The sequence below is a fragment of the Parageobacillus thermoglucosidasius genome (assembly GCF_001295365.1).
GTDB classification, from domain to species: Bacteria; Bacillota; Bacilli; order Bacillales; family Anoxybacillaceae; genus Parageobacillus; species Parageobacillus thermoglucosidasius.
Map to the genome: position 1 here is coordinate 1,814,931 of NZ_CP012712.1, position 21,678 is coordinate 1,836,608.

At 45.2% G+C, this 21,678-nt stretch carries 27 protein-coding genes; all 27 read left to right on the forward strand.

Features of this window, described 5'->3' with window-relative positions; genetic code table 11:
* Positions 1–6: 6 nt before the first annotated feature.
* On the forward strand, positions 7–1,329 hold the full coding sequence (gene trmFO, locus AOT13_RS09055; protein WP_013401268.1) for an FADH(2)-oxidizing methylenetetrahydrofolate--tRNA-(uracil(54)-C(5))-methyltransferase TrmFO: 1,323 nt from the start codon (positions 7–9) through the stop codon (positions 1,327–1,329).
* Positions 1,330–1,369: 40 nt separating this feature from the next.
* Complete coding sequence (gene xerC, locus AOT13_RS09060; protein WP_003251765.1) at positions 1,370–2,272, forward strand: tyrosine recombinase XerC; 903 nt, start codon at positions 1,370–1,372, stop codon at positions 2,270–2,272.
* 33 nt (positions 2,273–2,305) lie between these two features.
* Complete coding sequence (gene hslV, locus AOT13_RS09065; protein ID WP_003251763.1) at positions 2,306–2,848, forward strand: ATP-dependent protease subunit HslV; 543 nt, start codon at positions 2,306–2,308, stop codon at positions 2,846–2,848.
* A gap of 20 nt (positions 2,849–2,868) precedes the next feature.
* Complete coding sequence (gene hslU / locus AOT13_RS09070; protein WP_013401267.1) at positions 2,869–4,266, forward strand: ATP-dependent protease ATPase subunit HslU; 1,398 nt, start codon at positions 2,869–2,871, stop codon at positions 4,264–4,266.
* Positions 4,267–4,294: 28 nt separating this feature from the next.
* Positions 4,295–5,074 carry a GTP-sensing pleiotropic transcriptional regulator CodY gene (codY, locus tag AOT13_RS09075; protein ID WP_003251759.1) on the forward strand — a complete coding sequence of 260 codons (780 nt, stop codon included), beginning with the start codon at positions 4,295–4,297 and terminating at the stop codon, positions 5,072–5,074.
* A gap of 221 nt (positions 5,075–5,295) precedes the next feature.
* Positions 5,296–5,688, forward strand: a complete 393-nt coding sequence (gene flgB / locus AOT13_RS09080) for a flagellar basal body rod protein FlgB (RefSeq protein WP_013401266.1) — start codon at positions 5,296–5,298, stop codon at positions 5,686–5,688.
* A 3-nt stretch (positions 5,689–5,691) separates the two neighbouring features.
* A complete protein-coding gene (gene flgC / locus AOT13_RS09085; protein WP_003251755.1) occupies positions 5,692–6,144 on the forward strand; it encodes a flagellar basal body rod protein FlgC in 453 nt (150 codons plus the stop codon).
* A 14-nt stretch (positions 6,145–6,158) separates the two neighbouring features.
* Complete coding sequence (fliE, locus tag AOT13_RS09090) at positions 6,159–6,458, forward strand: flagellar hook-basal body complex protein FliE (protein WP_003251753.1); 300 nt, start codon at positions 6,159–6,161, stop codon at positions 6,456–6,458.
* Positions 6,459–6,490: 32 nt separating this feature from the next.
* Positions 6,491–8,080, forward strand: a complete 1,590-nt coding sequence (fliF, locus tag AOT13_RS09095) for a flagellar basal-body MS-ring/collar protein FliF (protein ID WP_003251751.1) — start codon at positions 6,491–6,493, stop codon at positions 8,078–8,080.
* A gap of 12 nt (positions 8,081–8,092) precedes the next feature.
* Entirely contained in the window at positions 8,093–9,112 is a 1,020-nt protein-coding gene (gene fliG / locus AOT13_RS09100) for a flagellar motor switch protein FliG (RefSeq protein WP_003251748.1), read from the forward strand.
* A complete protein-coding gene (gene fliH, locus AOT13_RS09105) occupies positions 9,096–9,881 on the forward strand; it encodes a flagellar assembly protein FliH (protein WP_013401265.1) in 786 nt (261 codons plus the stop codon). Before fliG ends, fliH begins: the two co-directional genes overlap by 17 nt.
* A 13-nt stretch (positions 9,882–9,894) precedes the next feature.
* Entirely contained in the window at positions 9,895–11,175 is a 1,281-nt protein-coding gene (gene fliI / locus AOT13_RS09110) for a flagellar protein export ATPase FliI (protein ID WP_003251745.1), read from the forward strand.
* A 6-nt stretch (positions 11,176–11,181) separates the two neighbouring features.
* Positions 11,182–11,625, forward strand: coding sequence for a flagellar export protein FliJ (gene fliJ / locus AOT13_RS09115; protein WP_003251743.1), 444 nt, complete (start codon positions 11,182–11,184; stop codon positions 11,623–11,625).
* A 4-nt stretch (positions 11,626–11,629) separates the two neighbouring features.
* Positions 11,630–12,274, forward strand: coding sequence for a MotE family protein (locus tag AOT13_RS09120; RefSeq protein WP_003251741.1), 645 nt, complete (start codon positions 11,630–11,632; stop codon positions 12,272–12,274).
* Entirely contained in the window at positions 12,271–13,578 is a 1,308-nt protein-coding gene (locus AOT13_RS09125) for a flagellar hook-length control protein FliK (protein WP_003251739.1), read from the forward strand. The genes AOT13_RS09120 and AOT13_RS09125 overlap by 4 nt, the downstream gene beginning before the upstream one ends.
* Positions 13,579–13,589: 11 nt before the next feature.
* Positions 13,590–14,012, forward strand: coding sequence for a flagellar hook assembly protein FlgD (gene flgD, locus AOT13_RS09130; protein WP_003251737.1), 423 nt, complete (start codon positions 13,590–13,592; stop codon positions 14,010–14,012).
* Positions 14,013–14,032: 20 nt separating this feature from the next.
* Positions 14,033–14,893 (forward strand): flagellar basal body rod protein FlgG, encoded by an 861-nt coding sequence (flgG, locus tag AOT13_RS09135; RefSeq protein WP_003251735.1) that lies wholly within the window; start codon positions 14,033–14,035, stop codon positions 14,891–14,893.
* A gap of 45 nt (positions 14,894–14,938) precedes the next feature.
* A complete protein-coding gene (locus AOT13_RS09140; protein WP_003251733.1) occupies positions 14,939–15,163 on the forward strand; it encodes a flagellar FlbD family protein in 225 nt (74 codons plus the stop codon).
* Positions 15,153–15,581, forward strand: a complete 429-nt coding sequence (gene fliL, locus AOT13_RS09145; protein ID WP_003251731.1) for a flagellar basal body-associated protein FliL — start codon at positions 15,153–15,155, stop codon at positions 15,579–15,581. The genes AOT13_RS09140 and fliL overlap by 11 nt, the downstream gene beginning before the upstream one ends.
* Before the next feature lie 27 nt (positions 15,582–15,608).
* On the forward strand, positions 15,609–16,613 hold the full coding sequence (gene fliM, locus AOT13_RS09150) for a flagellar motor switch protein FliM (protein ID WP_003251729.1): 1,005 nt from the start codon (positions 15,609–15,611) through the stop codon (positions 16,611–16,613).
* Entirely contained in the window at positions 16,603–17,790 is a 1,188-nt protein-coding gene (fliY, locus tag AOT13_RS09155) for a flagellar motor switch phosphatase FliY (RefSeq protein WP_035502217.1), read from the forward strand. The genes fliM and fliY overlap by 11 nt, the downstream gene beginning before the upstream one ends.
* Positions 17,791–17,812: 22 nt before the next feature.
* On the forward strand, positions 17,813–18,172 hold the full coding sequence (locus AOT13_RS09160) for a response regulator (RefSeq protein WP_013401257.1): 360 nt from the start codon (positions 17,813–17,815) through the stop codon (positions 18,170–18,172).
* A 21-nt stretch (positions 18,173–18,193) separates the two neighbouring features.
* Positions 18,194–18,862 (forward strand): flagella biosynthesis regulatory protein FliZ, encoded by a 669-nt coding sequence (gene fliZ / locus AOT13_RS09165; RefSeq protein ID WP_003251725.1) that lies wholly within the window; start codon positions 18,194–18,196, stop codon positions 18,860–18,862.
* A complete protein-coding gene (fliP, locus tag AOT13_RS09170; protein WP_003251724.1) occupies positions 18,855–19,523 on the forward strand; it encodes a flagellar type III secretion system pore protein FliP in 669 nt (222 codons plus the stop codon). The genes fliZ and fliP overlap by 8 nt, the downstream gene beginning before the upstream one ends.
* Before the next feature lie 14 nt (positions 19,524–19,537).
* Positions 19,538–19,807, forward strand: a complete 270-nt coding sequence (gene fliQ, locus AOT13_RS09175; protein WP_003251723.1) for a flagellar biosynthesis protein FliQ — start codon at positions 19,538–19,540, stop codon at positions 19,805–19,807.
* Positions 19,808–19,813: 6 nt separating this feature from the next.
* Positions 19,814–20,587, forward strand: a complete 774-nt coding sequence (fliR, locus tag AOT13_RS09180; protein WP_003251721.1) for a flagellar biosynthetic protein FliR — start codon at positions 19,814–19,816, stop codon at positions 20,585–20,587.
* On the forward strand, positions 20,588–21,670 hold the full coding sequence (flhB, locus tag AOT13_RS09185; protein ID WP_003251719.1) for a flagellar biosynthesis protein FlhB: 1,083 nt from the start codon (positions 20,588–20,590) through the stop codon (positions 21,668–21,670).
* Positions 21,671–21,678 lie beyond the last annotated feature (8 nt).

The following is a 21,678-nucleotide window of genomic DNA, read 5'->3' on the forward strand; positions in this document are numbered from 1 at the left end:
GAATGCATGGTGAATGAACGAACGGTAACTGTCATTGGCGCTGGTTTAGCGGGCAGCGAGGCAGCGTGGCAGCTCGCAAACCGCGGCATTCATGTCCGCCTTTATGAAATGAGGCCAGTAAAGCAAACGCCTGCCCATCATACGGATCAATTTGCTGAGCTTGTTTGCAGCAACTCATTGCGCGCTAATTCGTTGACGAATGCGGTCGGGGTATTAAAGGAAGAAATGCGCCGCTTGAATTCCGTCATCATGAAAGCGGCAGATGAATGCTCGGTTCCGGCAGGGAGCGCGCTTGCTGTTGACCGGCATGAGTTTGCGGCGCGCGTCACCAATTTGGTGCAAGGCCATCCAAACGTAACGGTTATTCGCGAAGAAGTCACCGACATCCCTGACGGCCCGACCATTATCGCGACAGGGCCGCTGACATCGCCGGCACTGTCGGAACGGCTCAAGGAGCTGACAGGAGAAGAATATTTGTATTTTTACGATGCCGCCGCTCCGATTGTTGAAAAAGACAGCATTAATATGGACAAAGTGTATGTCAAATCGCGTTATGACAAAGGGGAAGCCGCCTACATCAACTGCCCGATGACCGAGGAAGAGTTCAACCGTTTTTATGAAGCGCTTGTTTCGGCGGAAACAGTGCCGTTAAAAGAATTTGAAAAGGAAATTTATTTTGAAGGATGCATGCCGATTGAAGTAATGGCGCGGCGCGGAAAACAGACGCTTCTTTTCGGCCCGATGAAGCCGGTCGGCTTGGAAGACCCGCGCACAGGGAAGCGGCCATATGCGGTGGTCCAGCTCCGTCAAGACAACGCGGCAGGCACGCTTTACAACATTGTCGGATTCCAGACGCATTTGAAATGGGGGGCGCAAAAGGAAGTAATTCGCTTGATTCCGGGGCTTGAAAACGCGGAAATTGTCCGTTACGGAGTGATGCACCGCAACACGTTTATCAACTCCCCAAAATTGTTGCGCCCGACGTATCAATATAAAGAACGCGATGATTTATTTTTTGCCGGGCAAATGACCGGTGTAGAAGGGTATGTCGAATCGGCGGCATCAGGGCTTGTCGCTGGCATTAACGCAGCGCGGCTCGTATTGGGGCAAGATCTTCTTGTTTTTCCGCGTGAAACGGCGATCGGCAGCATGGCGCATTATATTACGTCGGCGAATCCGAACCACTTTCAACCGATGAACGCCAATTTCGGTTTATTTGCCCCGCTGGAGGAAAAAATTAGAGATAAGCAGCAGCGCAATGAACGTTACGCTCAACGCGCATTGGACACAATTCAGAATTTTGTTAAAAGTGATTGCAAGGGCTGCTAATTATATGTTACTATTTAGTAGCCCTTGTGAGGTGTGGAAAATGGAAAATTCGAAAATTGCGTTACAATTGTTCATAGAATATTTACAAATCGAAAAAAATTATTCACAATATACTATTGTGTGTTACCAACGAGACATCGAACAATTTTTCGAGTTTATGAACGAACAAGGGATTCACGACTTGGCTGAAGTAACGTATAGCGATGTTCGCCTTTATTTGACGAAGCTGTATGAGCAAAAACAGTCAAGTCGTTCCGTTTCGCGAAAAATTTCCAGTTTGCGAAGCTTCTATAAGTTTTTGCTGCGGGAAAAAAAAGTGTTGGAAAATCCGTTTGCGCTTGCAGCGCTTCCGAAAAAAGAACAAAAAATTCCTAATTTTTTATATGAGCAGGAGTTAGAAATCCTTTTTCATGTCAATGATGTGAATACAGCGATCGGACAGCGCAACCAAGCGATGCTCGAGCTTCTTTATGCGACGGGTGTCCGTGTTAGTGAATGTTGTCACATTCAACTTTCCGATATCGATTTTTCGAGCTCCACCATTTTAATTCATGGAAAAGGAAGCAAACAACGCTATGTCCCGTTTGGCCGCTTTGCCAAAGAAGCATTGGAGCGCTACATTCATCATGGACGGCGCGAACTTTTGCAAAACGCAAAAGCCGCCCATGCTTATTTGTTTGTCAACGCCCGCGGCAATCCATTGACGCCTCGGGGGGCACGTTATATTTTGGATGAAATGGTTAAAAAAGCAGCGCTTACTCAACATGTTAGCCCGCATGTGCTAAGGCACACGTTTGCGACACACTTGCTTAATGAAGGTGCCGATATGCGCGCGGTTCAAGAACTGCTCGGCCATGCGCATCTTTCGTCAACACAAGTGTATACGCATGTCACGAAAGACCGGCTGCGCCATATTTATTTGCAAACGCATCCGCGGGCATAATTGCCGCCATGAGTGGAAAGGAGGCTGGGAGTGATGGAACAGTTCCATGCTACGACGATTTTTGCGATTCATCATAATGGAAAAGCGGCGATGGCTGGGGACGGCCAGGTAACGTTTGGAAATGCGGTTGTCATGAAACACACGGCCAAAAAAGTACGGAGATTGTTTCAAGGAAAAGTGCTGGCGGGGTTTGCTGGGTCGGTCGCAGATGCGTTTACGTTGTTTGAAATGTTTGAAGGCAAACTCGAAGAATTTAACGGAAACTTGCCGCGCGCCGCTGTCGAATTGGCAAAGGAATGGCGCAGCGATAAAGTGTTGCGCCGCCTGGAGGCGATGCTGATCGTGATGGATGCCCGCCATTTGCTTCTCATCTCAGGAACGGGTGAAGTGATTGAACCCGATGACGGGATGTTAGCGATCGGTTCCGGTGGGAATTACGCGCTGGCGGCAGGGCGTGCGTTAAAACAGTACGCGGGAGACCAGCTATCGGCGAAAGAAATCGCGAAAGCAGCGTTAGAAATAGCTGCGAATATTTGTGTGTATACGAATGGCCATATTATTGTGGAAGAGTTGTAAAAGAGAGGAGGGAAACAGCGGTGGCTGAAGCTTTGACACCTCGGCAAATCGTTGAACAGCTTGACCAATTTATCGTCGGGCAAAAGGAAGCGAAAAAAGCGGTTGCGATTGCGCTGAGAAACCGTTATCGCCGCAGTTTGCTTGATGAAAAACTGCGGGATGAAGTGGTTCCGAAAAACATTTTAATGATTGGCCCGACGGGGGTTGGAAAAACGGAAATCGCCAGACGGCTGGCGAAGTTGGTCGGCGCTCCGTTTGTAAAAGTGGAGGCGACCAAATTTACGGAAGTCGGATATGTCGGCCGCGATGTGGAATCGATGGTGCGCGATCTTGTGGAAACGTCTGTTCGAATGGTAAAAGAGCGGAAAATGAATGAAGTGAAAGACCGCGCTGAGCAGCAGGCAAATAAACGGCTCGTCGAGCTGCTAGTGCCGGGAAAGCAAAAACAAACGATGAAAAACCCTTTTGAACTATTATTTGGCGGAGTACAAACGCCGCAGCATGACACAAATCAAGCATACGAGGACGAACACATTGAACAAAGACGAAGACAAGTCGCCTGGCAGCTCGCAAATGGCCAGCTGGAAGATGAAATTGTCACGATAGAAGTGGAAGAACAACAGCCGATGTTTTTTGATTTTTTACAAGGCGCCGGCATTGAGCAAATGGGAATGAACGTGCAAGACGCGCTGAACAGCCTTATTCCGAAGCGGCGCAAAAAGCGGAAATTGAAAGTAAGGGAAGCGCGCAAAGTGCTTATAAATGAAGAAGCGCAAAAATTGATCGACATGGATGAAGTGACGCAAGAAGCGATACGCCTTGCCGAACAATCCGGCATCATTTTTATCGATGAAATCGACAAAATCGCGCGCAGCGGGCAAGTTGCTTCTTCGGCGGATGTGTCGCGCGAAGGGGTGCAGCGCGATATTTTGCCGATTGTCGAAGGATCGACGGTAATGACGAAATATGGCCCTGTGAAGACAGATCATATATTGTTCATTGCGGCCGGCGCGTTTCATATGGCGAAGCCGTCCGACTTAATTCCAGAGCTTCAAGGGCGTTTTCCGATTCGCGTCGAATTAACGAAACTTTCGGTTGATGATTTCGTAAAAATATTAGTAGAGCCTAATAACGCGCTGATTAAACAATATCAGGCGCTTTTAGCGACGGAAGGTATAAATCTCGAATTTTCTGACGATGCTATTCGTAAGATTGCTGAAGTCGCTTTTGAAGTGAATCAGACGACTGATAATATCGGGGCAAGACGGCTTCATACCATCATGGAAAAGCTGCTTGAAGATTTATTGTTTGAAGCTCCTGATATTACGCTAGACAAAGTCGTCATTACACCACAGTATGTTGAGCAAAAACTTGGTGGCATTGTCAAAAACAAAAACTTGAGCGAATTCATTTTGTAACAAATAAATTGAGGAGGAGAATGAATATATGAATTTATTACAAAAGACGAGAACGATTAACGCAATGCTGCAAAAAGCGGCAGGAAAACCAGTAAACTTTAAAGAAATGGCGGAAACGCTTTGCGAAGTGATCGAAGCGAACATATTCGTTTTGAGCCGCCGCGGCAAATTGCTTGGTTATGCGATTAAGCAGTCGATTGAAAATGAACGGATGAAAAAAATGTTGGAAGAGCGGCAATTTCCTGAAGAGTATACGAAAAATTTGTTTAACATAACAGAAACGTCCCCTAATATTGATATTAATAGCGAATATACCGCATTTCCAGTGGAAAATCGTGACTTGTTTAAAACCGGCTTAACGACGATCGTGCCGATCAACGGCGGCGGCGAACGGCTTGGGACGCTGATTTTGTCGCGGTTGGATCGCGAATTTAACGATGACGATCTTATTTTAGCCGAGTATGGTGCAACCGTTGTCGGGATGGAAATTTTGCGCGAGAAAGCGGAGGAAATTGAAGAAGAAGCGCGCAACAAAGCGGTTGTGCAAATGGCAATCAGCTCCCTTTCTTATAGCGAACTAGAAGCGATTGAACATATTTTCGAAGAACTCGACGGCACAGAAGGGTTGCTTGTCGCAAGTAAAATTGCCGATCGTGTCGGCATTACCCGTTCCGTTATCGTTAACGCTCTTCGCAAGCTAGAAAGTGCTGGCGTCATTGAGTCACGTTCGCTTGGCATGAAAGGGACATATATTAAAGTGTTAAATGATAAGTTTTTGACAGAATTAGAAAAATTGAAATCCAGTTAATGGATCATAAAGAAACCGGCCTAAAAGCAGACTCGTTTTTAGGCCGGTTTTTTGCATGATCGTTTGTTCGGCAGGCGCATAAAAATGACAAATATAAACAAATTTCTCTATTTAGTACTAAAAAAATAGTACAATCTTCCGTCTATACAACATTTTTTCATTCCCGTAAAATGATAATAGCAGTAAGATTGTCGAAAAATGGGATAAAAGAGGGGATACCTTTGGCACTATTTTCACGTACAATAACGATGCTTGAGCAAGGGCTTGATTATGCGGCATTAAGAGAAAAAGTGATTGCCAACAATATTGCTAACGTGGACACGCCGAATTACAAGGCGAAAAGCGTCCAATTTAGGACGGAATTGGATCGTGCGCTGCAACCGCTGGAAGCAAAACGGACGCATCCAAAGCATTTGCCGTTTCATCATCAAATATCAAATCAATTTTTCGTGACGAAAAGGACGGATGTGGTATACAATCATAATGGAAATAATGTCGATATTGATAAAGAAATGGCAGATTTAGCAGAAAATCAAATTTATTATAATGCTTTAGTTGAGCGACTTAACGGAAAATTCACAACATTAAAGACGGTCATTAAGGGAGGGAAATAACGTATGTCTATGTTTCAAAATTTAGATATCACGGCGTCTGCGCTGACAGCACAGCGATTGCGCATGGATGTGGTTTCCTCCAATATGGCCAATGTTGATACGACGCGCGCCCGGTTTGTTAATGGGCAATGGGAGCCGTACCGGCGTAAATTGGTCGTCATGGAGCCACGCCAAGAAGGGTTTTCTACATATTTGCAGGCTGCGATGAATAGCCGTGATTCCGTTGGCGGCGGGGTCCGGGTCACAAAAATCGTCGAAGATCCAGCACCTTTCAAACTTGTTTACGATCCTTCCCATCCTGACGCAGACCGCAACGGATATGTTCGCCTTCCTAATGTCGATCCGTTGAAGGAAATGGTCGATTTAATGAGCGCCACGCGGTCATATGAGGCAAACGTCACCGTTTTTAACGCGACAAAAGGGATGTTAATGAAGGCATTAGAAATTGGAAAATAAAGGGGATGTGGACAATGATACAAGGAATTGATCGTTCATTGTTTGCAGGGACGGTTGATGCTGCTTCCCAAACGGCAAAACCGGCTGATGTGCAAAAGGAGTTCTCCGCCTTTTTAAAAGATGCGCTTAATAAAGTAAACGAGCAGCAAATACAGGCTGACCAGCTGACGGAAAAATTGGTGAAAGGCGAAAATGTCGATTTGCATCAAGTAATGATCGCGGCGCAAAAAGCAAGCATTTCTTTGCAGCTTACGTTGGAAGTGCGCAACAAAGTGATTGAAGCATATCAAGAAATGATGCGAATGCAAATATAGCATATCGACTGTGAAATAATCGGGGGAATAGTATGAACGACAGACTGAAAAAATGGCTTAATCGCTTTACTTTATTTTGGAAAGAACGAACAAAAAAACAAAAATGGATCGCTGTTGCTAGCCTTGCCCTTCTTTTGCTGATTATCGGCGCTACTGTATTTTTTGCAACAAGGACGGAAATGGTGCCGCTATATAGCAACTTAACGCCACAGGAAGCAGGACAAATAAAAGAAACGCTCGATCAGCGGAACATTAAATCAGAAGTAGCCGATAACGGCACAACGATAAAAGTGCCAAAAGACTTGGCAGATTCGTTAAAAGTGGAGTTGGCAGCGGAAGGAATTCCGAACAGCGGCATGATCGACTATTCTTTCTTTGGGAAAAACGCAAGCTTCGGAATGACGGATAACGAGTTTAACGTCGTCAAGCTCGAAGCAATGCAAAATGAGCTGGCAAATTTAATCAAAAGCATTAACGGCGTTGAAGATGCGAAAGTAATGATTAATCTTCCGCAGCCGAGCGTGTTTGCGTCCGATAATCAAGGGGAAGCTTCAGCATCGATCGTGCTGAAAACAAAACCGGGATACCAATTTAGCGACCAGCAAATAAAAGCGTTATATCATCTCGTTTCCAAAAGTGTTCCTAACCTTCCTACAGATAATATCGTCATTATGAACCAGTTTTTTGAGTATTTTGACTTGAAAAATGACGAAAAAAATTCGACAGGCACAACGTTTGCTGCACAGCAAGAAATAAAGCAACAAATTGAGCGCGACATTCAACAGCGAGTGCAGCGGATGCTGGGGACGATGATGGGACAAGATAAAGTGGCTGTTTCGGTGACAGCAGATATTGACTTTACGCAAGAAAGACGGGAAGAAAACCTTGTTGCCCCAGTTGATGAGGAAAATAACGAAGGCATTGCCATCAGCGTGCAACGCATTCAAGAAACTTACTCTGGAAATGGGGCACCACCAGGCGGCACAGCTGGAACAGGGGCAAATGAAGTGCCAAACTATCAGGCTGGGGCAAACGAAGCAAATGGAAATTATGAGCGGACCGAAGAAACGATTAATAACGAAGTGAACCGGATAAAAAAGAATATCGTCGAAAGCCCATATAAAATTCGCGATTTAGGCATTCAAGTGATGGTGGAGCCGCCGGATCCGAAAGATCCGAACTCTCTGCCGCAGCAAACGATCGACGATATTCAAAAAATATTAGGAACGATTGTCAGAACATCGATTGACAAACAATATGGCCAAACATTAACCGATCAGGATATTCAAAATCGCGTTGTCGTTTCTGTGCAGAAGTTTAACGGAAAAGCGACATTTGAGGAACCGAAACCGGCGATTCCAATGTGGGTATATATCGTTGGCGGCATCGGCCTTGTTCTTCTGATCACATTGTTCATCTTATGGTGGCGCAGCCGCAAGAGTGATGAGGAAGAAGAGGAGGAAGAGGAAGAAATCTTCGAACAGCCAATGGTTCAAGAAATTCCGGATATTCACGAGCAAGAGACAGAATCGACCATGCGTCGCAAACAGTTAGAAAGATTGGCGAAAGAAAAGCCGGATGAATTTGCAAAGCTGTTGCGAACATGGTTATCGGAAGAGTAGGAGGAACGGGGAATGGAAAATAAAGTAAAGAGAAGTGGGCTGACGGGGAGACAAAAAGCGGCGATCCTTCTTATTTCCCTTGGCCCAGACGTATCCGCCTCCGTTTATAAACATTTATCAGAAGAAGAAATTGAAAAGCTGACTTTAGAAATTTCCCGAATGCGTCAAGTGGGAGCGGACGAAAAAGAAGAAGTGATGGAAGAATTTCATCAAATCGCGCTGGCGCAAGATTATATTGAGCAAGGCGGAATCGCCTATGCCAAAGAGGTGCTTGAAAAAGCGCTCGGCCCGGAGAAAGCGATGAATATTATCAACCGGTTAACGTCCGCTTTGATGGTGCGGCCGTTCGATTTTGCCCGTAAAGCGGATCCTGCGCAAATATTAAACTTTATTCAAAACGAACATCCGCAGACGATTGCCCTTATCCTTTCTTATCTGGAACCGGCGCAAGCAGGGCAAATTTTATCGGCTTTACCGCAAGAAATGCAGGCGGATATCGCCAGACGCATCGCGTTAATGGATAGCACATCGCCTGAGATTATTAATGAAGTAGAACAAATTTTGGAACGAAAACTATCGGCAACGGTTGTGCAAGATTATACACAAACTGGCGGAATTGAAACCGTTGTGGAAGTGTTAAATCAGGTTGACCGCAGCACAGAACGAACGATTCTCGATGCCCTTGAAATTCAAGATCCTGAGCTTGCGGAAGAAATTAAAAAACGGATGTTTGTTTTCGAAGATATTGTCACTCTTGATAACCGTGCGATTCAGCGCGTTGTTCGTGAAGTCGACAACAATGATTTAGTGTTGGCGCTCAAAGTAGCAAGCGACGAAGTAAAAGAAGTTGTTTTCCGCAACATGTCCACACGCATGGCAGAGACATTGAAAGAAGAGATGGAATTTATCGGGCCTGTCCGGCTGCGTGATGTGGAAGAGGCGCAGTCGCGGATTGTCTCGGTGATTCGCCGCTTGGAAGAAGCGGGAGAAATTGTGATTGCTCGCGGCGGGGGAGATGATATTATTGTCTAACGTCATTAAAGCGCCATTTACGAAGATCAACCGCGTTGGCAAAAAAATGATCGAAATTAAACGCCTTGATTTTGAGCAGCCAACCGCACCAGACGAGCAGCGAGAAAATCATGAAGCGGCGGTGGAACATGCCAAACATGAGGCAGAACGGATCAAACGGGAAGCGGAACAATATTATGAATTGATGCGCCAGCAAGTGCAGCAAGAACAGGAAGCGTGGCAAACCGAAAAGGAGCAGCTTATTCAATCAGCGCGCGAAGAAGGGTATAAAGACGGATTTGGGCAAGGAAAAGCAGAAGCGCTGCATCATTACCGCGAGTTGATTGAACAGGCCCGGCAAATTACGGAGACCGCGAATGCCCAGTTTTACGAACAAATCAACGCATCGGCTGAGACGATCCTCCGCATTGGAATAAAAGTCGCGGAGCGCATTATTGGTGAAAAACTGGCGGAAAATCACGATCATTTTCTGTCACTGGTGAAACGGGCGATCAAAGAAGTGCGCGAACAATCAGAAGTGACAATTTACGTCCATCCAGCTTCTTATGAAACGGTCGTGCGGCGCAAAGAAGAGCTTAAAGCGCTATTTCATCATGAAGCGGATGTGTTTATTCATCCAGATGAACAGCTGGAAGAACATGGATGCATTATCGAAACTCCGTTCGGGCGCATCGATGCAAGTGTTGATACACAGCTAGAGCAAATAAAAGAAAAGCTGTTCGAACGGATGAAGGAGGGGATGTCCGCTGAATTGGCAAGCTCTTCTTGACGAAATCGAGACAATGGATTCATATAAACGGTTTGGCAAAGTTTCGCGGGTTATTGGTTTAATGATAGAAGCGAAAGGACCGGAAAGCTCGGTCGGCGATATTTGCTATATTCATACCGGAAGCGGAAAGCAAAAACAAATGATTGCCGCAGAAGTCGTTGGATTTAAAGAGCAGCATGTATTGTTAATGCCGTTTTCGACCGTTCAACATATTTCACCGGGATGCATTGTCGAAGCGACTGGGAAGCCGTTACAAATCCGTGTTGGTTTTCCATTAATTGGAAAGGTGCTGGATTCACTCGGCTATCCTCTCGATGGCAGCCCGCTGTCCAAAGGATTGCAGCCAATTTCGATTGAGCGCAATCCGCCCAATCCGCTCGCAAGACCGCCGATCAGCGAACCGATCGAAGTGGGCGTTCGTGTCATTGACAGTTTGCTGACGGTTGGCAAAGGGCAGCGCGTCGGAATTTTTGCCGGTTCGGGAGTCGGAAAAAGCACATTGATGGGAATGATTGCACGCCATACGAACGCGGACATCAATGTGATCGCGTTGATCGGCGAGCGTGGGCGCGAAGTCCGTGAATTTATCGAACGAGACCTCGGTCCTGAAGGATTGGCGCGCTCCATCGTTGTCGTTGCGACTTCCGATCAGCCAGCATTGATGCGGGTGAAAGGGGCGTACACCGCCACGGCGATTGCCGAATATTTCCGCGACCAAGGGATGGATGTCATGTTTATGATGGACTCGGTCACACGCGTCGCGATGGCACAGCGGGAAATTGGCCTAGCGATCGGCGAGCCGCCGACAACAAAAGGATATACACCGTCCGTGTTTGCGATATTGCCGAAACTGCTGGAACGCACCGGAACAAACGCCTGCGGCACGATCACCGCGTTTTATACGGTGCTTGTCGACGGTGACGATATGAATGAACCGATCGCCGACACAGTGCGCGGCATTTTGGACGGACATTTCGTTCTTGAACGCAGTTTAGCCAATAAAGGGCAGTATCCGGCGATTAACGTATTAAAAAGCGTTAGCCGCGTGATGAATCACATTATTTCTCCAGAGCACCGGCAAGCGGCGGATAAGCTCCGCCAGCTTCTATCCACTTATATTAATTCGGAAGACTTAATCAATATAGGGGCGTACAAGCGGGGATCGTCAAAAGAAATTGATGAAGCGATCCGCTATTACCCGGAAATCATTTCTTTTTGCAAACAAGATATCGATGAGAAAGCGACAAAAGACGAAAGCATTGAGACGCTACTTCGTTTAATGCAAACAGGGTGATAAACGATGGGATATGTGTTTAAGTTGCAAAAAGTTTTAACAATGAAAGAAAACGAGAAAAAGCAAGCAGTGGGAGAATACAACGAAGCGGTGCAGCGTTTTCAGGAAGTGGCGGAAAAACTATACCACTTTCTCAAGCAAAAGGAACAATATGAAGAAATACATAAACAAAAACTTCAAGCAGGGTTGCCGATTCAAGAAATCCGCCATTTCCAGCAGTTTATTTCCAATCTCGAACGGACGATCCACCATTACCAGCTTCTTGTGATGCAAGCAAGGGAGCAAATGCAGCGCAAGCAAATAAAATTAACAGAGCTTAATATCGAAGTAAAAAAATTTGAAAAGATGAAAGAAAAATATATGCAAGCCGTTGTTGATGCGGAAAGAATTACCGAAAACAAATGGATGGATGAAATTTCGATTCAACGCTTTGCACATCGGGGAGATTAGAAAGATGGCAGCAAATCAAGAAATGGAGAGAGAAGAGAAAGGGAGCAAACTCCAATGGTTTTTGTTTATCATCGTCATTCCGACATTGTTTGCGACAGCGTTGGCCCTTGTCATTATGGCAATTGCCGGGATCAACGTTTTGGACACAATGAAAAAGCATAGCAAAGACATCCCGATTATTTCGCAATATATAGACGTGCAAAAAGCCAAAAGCGAATGGGAAAAAGAATCAGAAAAAACGATCGAACAGAAAAATAAAGTGATCGCGAAGCAACAAAAAGAAATAAAAAAACTGGAAAATGAACTGGCCACAAAGCAGCAGGAAATCAATGACCTAAAAACAGAGGTCAACAGCTTGCGCGAGGAATTATCAGCTGCGGAAACGACGGCAGGAGAAGCAAACGCGCAGGCACAAACGCCGACGATGAAAGACGTTGCGCGCATGTATGGAACAATGTCAGAGAAAAACGCCGCCATGATTTTGGTCAAAATGCCGGAAAGCGAGGCGTTGGCGATCTTATCCTTGTTAGACAGCGATAAAGCAGCGGCGATTTTAGAAAAAATGCCACCTGATGATGCGGCAAAATACACATCGATGTTAGCACAACGCGCTAAAGAAAATTCACCCATTGAGGAGGCGGCAAGGTGAAAATCGGGACTAACTATCAACCGTTCATTCCACAAACAGTAGGACCGCCAACAAAAGCGGCCGCGAAGCCAGCGGCGGGAAACGGCGAAACAAGCCCGTTCCAGCAGCTGCTAGCGATCATGGGAACAAATGCAAAAAATGAAGAAGGAAACGTTCTTGTTTCTCGTGAGCGTTTTTCCGAGCCACCGAAGCAGCAAGAAGAGGCAGCCGGCCAAATGGCTATAGAGGAATGGCTTCCGTTTCTCCTTTTTATATGGAACAATATGGAAGATGCGAATCAGACGGATGATGCTTCTATGTTTGCTAACCGCCCAATAGGGCAAGCTGTTGCAAATAATGAAACGATTGCACGGTTCATCCAGCAAATAGACAAAAACATGCTCATAAACCAAATAAGCGATGTCATGAGTGAGGAATCGTCGCCGCGCTTGCTTTCCCTTTTGGATAGCGACGCGTTTGTCCAGTTCATCGAGCAAATGGACAAGAACGTGCCCATGAAACTAAGCAATGGCATGAATGACGAATCATCTCGCTTGTTCCTTTTTCTTGATGCGGATATGACTTTGTCGCAAAACGGGACAGCAAGAAACATCGATATACAAACGCTTTTCCGGGAAATATTGGCGCGATGGAATAACCAAGCGGAAAAAAGCGCTGCAATTTCAAGTAACAGTGATTTGGCAGAAAAGCGGCTGTGGCCAAATCGGTTTTTCCCTTCATCTTCGTCCGTTTTTAGTCAAAGCTTTAATTCGCCGTCAGGCAATGCGGCGGCTACGGAGAAAAATAGCAGCATGACGCTGTTTACTGTGCCGTTGCCAGACGGAAATATCGTTGCGCCACAAGCGAACGCGCCAATGATTGTTGTTGACGAGACGTTATCAGGACCAAAAGCGAATGAATCATTTCTCCAACAATTAACAAATATTATCCAATCAGGCCGGTTAACTCGTTTTCAAAATGGAAATGCGCAGCTTGTCATTCGCCTTTATCCTGAACATTTAGGAACATTAACCGTAAAAATCGCGCGGGAACACGGAACGTTGACGGCCAAGCTGATCGCATCGACCGATTCAGCCAAAGAGCTTTTGGATGCCAACTTGTCGCAGCTTTATCACGTTTTGTCAACGGAAAATATAACGGTGGAAAAATGGAACGCATTGGCGCAAGACCGCTACATGCCTGCATTTTATCAAGAAGAACGCGGACATGAACAAAAAGAGCGCCAGCAGCGAAAAGAAGAGAGACCGAAAAAACAATCTTTTCATGCTGCGTTTATGACAGAGATGATTGACACGGAAGCATAGGAGGGAAAGCCGTGACAAATAGTGTTGATCCAAGCTTGTTATTGGAGAATTATCGGCCGCCCGAACGAAAAACCGGAAATCAAATATTAGGAAAAGACGATTTTTTAAAAATTTTGCTTGTCCAATTGCAAAACCAAGATCCGTTAAATCCGATGGAAGATAAAGAGTTTATTGCGCAAATGGCCAATTTTTCTACTCTAGAACAAATGATTAATATTTCAAGCATGTTCGAGCGGTTGATGCAAACGCAAAATAATCAGGCGCTGCTCCGCTACAGTGAATGGATCGGCAAAAACGTTTATTGGCAAGAAGAAGAAAACACGAAAAGCGGAGTTGTGAAATCGGTGTTGCAAAAAGATAATCAAATTTTTCTTGAATTGGATAATGGCTCAATAATCAATGCGAGCCTTGTTATAAAAGTTGAATCTAAATAAATGAAAGGGAGAGGGTTGCAATGCTTCGTTCGATGTATTCGGGAATTAGCGCAATGAAAAACTTCCAAGTAAAGCTGGATGTCATCGGCAACAACATCGCCAATGTCAATACGTATGGCTTTAAAAAAGGAAGAACGATTTTTAAAGATTTAGTGAGCCAACAAATCGCCGGGGCAAGCGGTCCGACAGCAAATCGTGGCGGAGTAAACCCGAAGCAAGTTGGTTTAGGAATGCAGCTGGCAGCCATTGATACCGTCCATACGCAAGGGAGCACGCAACCGACAGGGCGCCCGCTAGATTTGGCGATTTCTGGCGACGGATTTTTTGTCTTAGGAGAGAAAAATGGAAGTACACCAAATCCAGATGATTTGACAAATCTATTATATACAAGATCAGGTAATTTTTATCTTGATGCTGGAGATAATCCTAATAATACTACTAATCTTGATAATGATTTTAGATATATTGTCAGTGCTGACGGACGCTATTTACTTGGTACAAATAATGAACGCATCGGAATTCCTAAAAGTGCGCAAAGTGTTAGTATTGGTTCAGATGGAACTGTAAGCTATGTAGATTCAACGGGAGCTTTACAGATCGCAGGTAAAATCCAATTAGCAAAATTCGCTAATAACGAAGGATTAGAAAAGGTAGGGGACAACCTTTTCAGACCGACAGCTAGTTCTGGCGTAGCAATTATAGGTGATGTTGGCGCCAATGGTACTGGCACGATCGTCTCTGGCGCCCTTGAAATGTCCAACGTCGACCTTGCCGAAGAGTTTACGGAAATGATCGTTGCGCAGCGCGGCTTCCAAGCAAATACGCGCATTATTACAACATCTGACGAAATTTTGCAAGAGCTTGTCAACTTGAAGAAATAGTAAAGGAGGGAGGGTGCTAGCTGCCGGCTAGTGCCCTGCGCATCCATGATAACATTAACGCGGCTCAACGGAAAAAAGTTTGTATTAAACGCCATTTATATTGAACAAGTCGAAGCATTTCCGGATACAACGATTACATTGACGAACGGAAAAAAGTTTGTCGTGCGTGAATCAGTGCAAGAGGTTATCGCGTTGGTAAGCAGCTTTTACCGACAAGTCGCGGTGCTGCGCTTACCGGAAGGCTTAGGAGGATCAGAAAGTGAAAAGTAATCGGTTAATCAAAACGATGCTAATCCTATTAGTTATTATCGCCCTTATCGGTGCGATCGCGTTAATTGCCGTGCTGAAATTGACAGGGGAAAAAGAGCAAAGCACGCCAAGCGCTGACGAAATTGTGGAAAGTTCGATCGACATCCCTGAAATCACGACGAATTTAGCAGACGGAAGATATGTGAAAATTTCCTTTAAAATTCAAACAAACAGCAAAAAAGGAAAAGAAGAAGCGGAAAAACGCGACTTTCAAATCAAAAATATTATTATCGAAGAACTTTCAGAAATGAAAGCAGAAAATTTTAAAGGAAAAGAAGGAATGACTTCCTTTGAAGAGCGGTTAAAACAGCAAATTAATCAAATTATGCAAGATGGAAAAGTGGAGCAAGTATATATTACCTCCTTTGTCCTCCAATAGTTTGTGCCGTTAGGAGGGAACAACCTTATGACGACTGGCGAAGTATTATCACAAAGCGAAATCGACGCGTTATTGGCAGCATTGTCCACGGGGGAAATGAGCGCGGAAGAATTAAAAAAGGAAGAAACAGGAAAGCGCGTGAAAGTATATGACTTTAAGCGGGCGCTTCGCTTTTCAAAGGACCAAATCCGCAGTTTAACGCGCATTCACGAAAATTTTGCGAGATTATTGACAACTTTTTTCGCAGCGCAATTACGTACATATGTGCAAATATCGGTGGCGTCGGCCGATCAAATCCCGTATGAAGAGTTTATTCGTTCCATTCCGAAAATGACGTTTTTAAACGTCTTTGAAGTTCCGCCGCTGAATGGGCATATATTGATGGAAGTAAACCCAAATATCGCCTATGCGATGCTTGATCGTGTGATGGGCGGAAAAGGAACAAGTGTGAACAAAATCGATAATTTAACGGAAATTGAAACGCGGATTATATCCAATTTATTTGATAAAGCTTTTTCCAATTTACGCGATGCATGGGAATCGGTTGCGGAAATTGACCCTGTTTTCACTGATTTTGAAGTCAATCCGCAGTTTTTGCAAATGATATCGCCGAATGACACGGTTGTCGTGATTTCGTTGAACACACAAATCGGCGAGACGAGCGGGATGATGAATATTTGCATTCCTTATGTAGTGCTGGAGCCGATTATCCCAAAGCTGTCTGTCCATTATTGGATGCAGGCGCAAAAAAAAGAAAGTTCGCCGGAAGAAACAGAGGCGCTTGAACGGCGGATTCGTTTCGCCAAACTTCCGATTATCGCTGAGCTTGGCACGGCAACCATTACCATTCAAGACTTTTTGCAGCTGGAAGTCGGCGATGTCATTGAACTCGATCAATCTATCCAGCAACCGCTTCTTATTAAAGTCGGGGATATTCCGAAATTTACTGGTCAGCCAGGAAAGAGAAATAAAAGGCTGGCGGTGCAAATTTTAGATACGTTTAAGGGGGCAGAAAATTACGATGATGAATGATGGCATGCTATCCCAAGATGAAATCGATGCGCTGCTGCGCGGATCAGCTGGAAATGACGAAATTCCCCAGCTGGATGAAATATTATCGCCGCTTGAGCAAGACGCGTTAGGGGAAATTGGCAACATTTCGTTTGGCAGTTCGGCAACAGCGCTGTCAGTGTTGCTCAATCAAAAAGTGGAGATTACGACGCCAAGCGTCTCGATCATTCAGCGGAAAAATGTCGACAGCGAATTTCCGCTGCCGTATGTAGCGATTCAAGTCAATTATACAGATGGATTTTTAGGGACGAATTTGCTTGTCATTAAGCAAGAAGATGCGGCCATTATTGCGGACTTGATGCTCGGAGGAGACGGAACGAATACGGCGGATGAGTTGGGAGAAATTCAACTGAGCGCTGTGCAGGAAGCGATGAACCAAATGATGGGGTCAGCAGCGACATCGATGTCCACTATTTTCGGAAAACGCGTCGATATTTCTCCCCCGACTCTTCACTTGCTCAATGTCAGGGAAGAAAAAGGAATCGAATATTTACCGAACGAAGACGTATTTATTAAAGTCTCTTTCCGCTTGAAAATTGGCGATTTGATTGATTCAAACATTATGCAGCTATTGCCGGTTGATTTTGCGAAAGAACTTGTGAAACAGCTGCTTCATTCCAGCGGCGAATCCAGTGGCGAACCAACTTCTTCCAACAGCGTGCCAGAAGCGGAAAAAGAAGCCGCTGCGCAAGAGGCGGCGGTCTCCCAGCCGTCTGTAACGACCGAAGCAATCGGAGCCCAGCCGTCTTATGAACCGTCCAAAACGGCGGCACATGAAACAGCCAATCATTTTGGAGCGAACGCCAAATCAGGAGAACGGCAAATTCAATCGGTTGATTTTGCTGAATTTGAACCGTCTCCATCAGCGGATACAGAAGTCAAAAACTTGTCGCTTCTCCTTGATGTTCCGCTTCAAGTCACCGTTGAACTTGGCCGTACAAAACGTTCTGTTCAAGAAATTTTGCAGTTGTCATCGGGCTCGATTATTGAATTGGATAAATTGGCCGGGGAACCTGTTGATATATTGGTGAACAATAAGCTCATTGCTAAAGGGGAAGTCGTTGTGATCGATGAAAATTTTGGCGTGCGCGTGACAGACATTATAAGTCAAAGCGATCGCTTGAAAAAGCTAAAATAATCGTTTAGGAGGTTGATAGACAATGGCAAGAATATTGGTTGTGGATGATGCAGCATTTATGAGAATGATGATCAAAGACATTTTAACCAAAAACGGGCATGAAGTAGTAGCAGAAGCAGCCGATGGCTTGCAAGCGATTGAAAAGTATAAAGAAACCCGTCCGGATATCGTGACAATGGACATTACGATGCCGGAAATGGATGGCATTACTGCATTGAAAGAAATTAAAAAAATTGATAGCAATGCCAAAGTCATTATGTGTTCGGCGATGGGGCAACAGGCAATGGTCATTGACGCCATTCAAGCGGGTGCAAAAGATTTTGTCGTAAAACCGTTCCAGGCGGACCGTGTCATCGAAGCGATCAATAAAACGCTTGGATAAAGCATAAGAGGTGGAGCGAATTTGCTACAGTCACGAATCATCGCATTGTTTTTATGCATCGTTGTCGCGATTGCTGCGCAAACAGAGTTTCCTGTTTTTGCGGAGCAATCGCCGACCGTGGAAGAATGCTTAAAGCATCCTGACTTGTGCGAGCAGCCGGCTGATTCACATAAAAACGAAGCTACGCCAGCAGCAGATGAGCAAGGGTCGCCTTTTTCCGTTTGGGATGTCATCAAACTCATTGGCGCAACGGCATTTGTGCTTTTGCTTATTTACGGATTATTAAAATTTCTCCACCGTCGCGGCCAGTTGTTTTCCGGAAAAAAAGGAGTCATTGAACATCTTGGCGGGACAAGCGTTGGCACCAATCGATCCGTTCAATTAGTAAAAGTGGGAAAGCATATTCTTGTGATCGGGGTCGGCGAATCCATTCAATTATTGCGGGAAATCGACGATGAGCAAGAAGTAAACGAAATTTTAGCGATGCATAATGAACGATTGCAGCAAATGTTGGAACCAAGCAAATGGAGCGCCCGCATGCGCGGTTATTTCACAGCGAAACAGCAGCAGGCAGACGATCGCCATGAGGCGTTCCGCGAAATGCTCACAAAACAAATGCAGGAGCTGTCAATGAAGCGGAAAGAACTGTTAAAGCAGATTGAACAGAAAGGAACGGCAGCCGATGAATGAATTTATGCAAATGTTTAATCAAGTTGCTCCTGAACATGTTTCCACATCTGTGAAGCTGCTGCTTTTGTTAACCGTATTGTCGATCGCTCCTGGCATTTTAATTATGATGACGTGCTTTACGCGCATTATTATCGTTTTATCGTTCGTCCGTACATCGCTTGGAACGCAGCAAATGCCGCCAAACCAAGTATTGATCGGTTTAGCGATGTTTTTAACATTTTTCATTATGGCGCCGACTTTTAAAGAAATTAACGATCAGGCGCTGCAACCGTTGTTTTCGGAAAAAATTAATTTGGAGCAAGCGTATGAACGCGCTTCTGTGCCGATAAAAGAGTTTATGAGCAAGCATACGCGGCAAAAAGATTTGGCATTGTTTTTATCATATAGCGGCGCGGAAAAGCCGAAAACGGTGCAAGATATTCCGCTGTCAACGCTTGTTCCGGCATTTGCGATCAGCGAGATAAAAACGGCATTTCAAATGGGAGTGATGATTTTTATTCCGTTTCTTGTCATCGATATGATTGTCGCGAGCGTGCTGATGTCGATGGGAATGATGATGCTGCCGCCTGTGATGATTTCCTTGCCGTTTAAAATTTTGCTATTTGTCCTTGTCGATGGCTGGTATTTAGTCGTGAAATCGCTGTTAGAAAGCTTTCAATAAAGTAGGTGGCAAAGATGAGCGCCGATTTTGTCATTCGTATGGCGGAGCAAGGAGTATATGCCATTTTAATTGTGAGCGGCCCGCTTCTTTTGTTATCCCTTGCCGTTGGGCTGATTATTAGCATTTTTCAAGCGACGACGCAAATTCAGGAGCAGACGCTCGCATTTGTGCCGAAAATCGTCGCCGTATTAGTCGGATTGGTGTTTTTCGGGCCGTGGATGTTGACGAAAATAGTGTCATATGCGTACGAGATTTTGAACAATTTAACAAAATATATAGGCTGATGAATGATGGAGCAATTATGGTTGCATTTTCCAGTGTTTTTGCTCATTTTTGCGCGGGTTGCTTCCTTTTTTGCGACATTGCCGCTGTTTTCGTATCGGACGATTCCAATGGCGCATAAAATCGGGCTGTCGTTTTTTCTTAGTTGGATGATGTTTTTTGCCATTTCGAAACCGACGGTCGCTTTAGATGAAATGTATGTGCTGCTTGTGGTCAAAGAAGTGCTCGTCGGTCTTTGCATCGGCTTATTTGCCTTTATGATCATCTCGGCGATTCAAATCGTCGGCGGGCTGATCGATTTTCAAATGGGGTTTGCCATCGCTAACGTGATCGATCCGCAGACAGGCGCGCAAAACCCGTTGATGGGGCAATATTTTTACATGTTTGCTTTGTTGTTGCTGCTATCTGTAAATGGGCACCATCTGTTGCTTGACGGGGTGTTTTACAGCTACCGGTTTATTCCGCTTGACCATTGGCCGCGTTTGGATCACGGCCATGTCGCCGAATACATCGTTAAATCGTTTAGTGCGATGTTTGCCATCGCTTTTCAAATGTCGGTCCCGCTTGTCGGTTGTTTATTTTTAGTCGATGTTGCGCTTGGAATTGTGGCGCGGACAGTCCCACAGCTCAATATTTTCGTCGTCGGGTTTCCGGTGAAAATTGCCGTGGGGTTTATACTGCTAATTGTAACGATGGCAGCGATATTTCTTGCTGTCCGCCATTTGTTCGATACGATGTTTTTGGCGATGCGCGAGCTGATGAAACTTTTAGGAGGACCATAAATGAGCGGATTGCGCCTTGATTTGCAATTTTTTGCCGGCGAAAAAACGGAAAAAGCGACTCCGCGAAAGCGGCAAGAAGTTCGCCAAAAAGGGCAAGTTGCCAAAAGCGCCGACATCAATACGGCGCTTGTCATGCTCGTTGTTTTTCTCGTTTTGTCCTTCTCCGGCACCCGCCATAAAGAGCTGCTGTTGCGGTTAATGCATCAATCATTCGAACAATACGCATTGATGGATTTAACCATTGGTGCGGTTCATCATATTTTTCTCGCGTTGTTAAAAAATGTTGCGACAATCGTTGCGCCGATTTTTCTCGCGGCAGTGGCCGCCGCTTGTTTGGCCAATTTTTTGCAGGTAGGGTTTTTGTTTACAACAGAGCCGCTGAAGATAAACTGGAGCAGGCTTGATCCCATTCAAGGGGTTAAGCGGATAATCTCATTGCGCGCGCTTGTCGAGCTGCTAAAATCGCTTTTAAAAATCAGCGTTGTCGGGCTTGTCACGTTTGCTTTGCTATGGGTTCAGCTTGATCGTATTTTGTCGCTGACGACAAAATCATTGGAAGCAACATTAAGCTCATTAGCCAGTTTAACGGTAAAAATGGGGCTTTATGCATCTGTTGCCCTGTTGTTTCTCGCCATTTTCGATTATTTGTACCAGCGTTTTGAATTTGAGAAAAATATCCGGATGTCCAAACAAGATATTAAAGACGAATACAAAAAAACAGAAGGAGACCCGTTAATTAAGTCGAGAATTAAGCAAAAACAGCGGGAAATGGCGATGAGGCGGATGATGCAAGAGGTGCCGAAAGCGGATGTCGTCATCACGAACCCGACGCATTATGCAGTGGCGCTAAAGTATGAAGACGGAAAAATGGACGCGCCGATTGTCGTGGCAAAAGGTGTCGATTACGTTGCGCTAAAAATCAAGCAGCTTGCGAAAGAGCATGATGTTGTGACGGTAGAAAACCGGCCGCTTGCCCAGGCGCTTTATCGGCAAACGGAAGTGGGCGATATGATTCCGGAAGAATTTTTTAAAGCGGTAGCGGAAATTTTAGCGTACGTGTACCGCTTGAAACGAAAAGTCTAGCAGTAGGG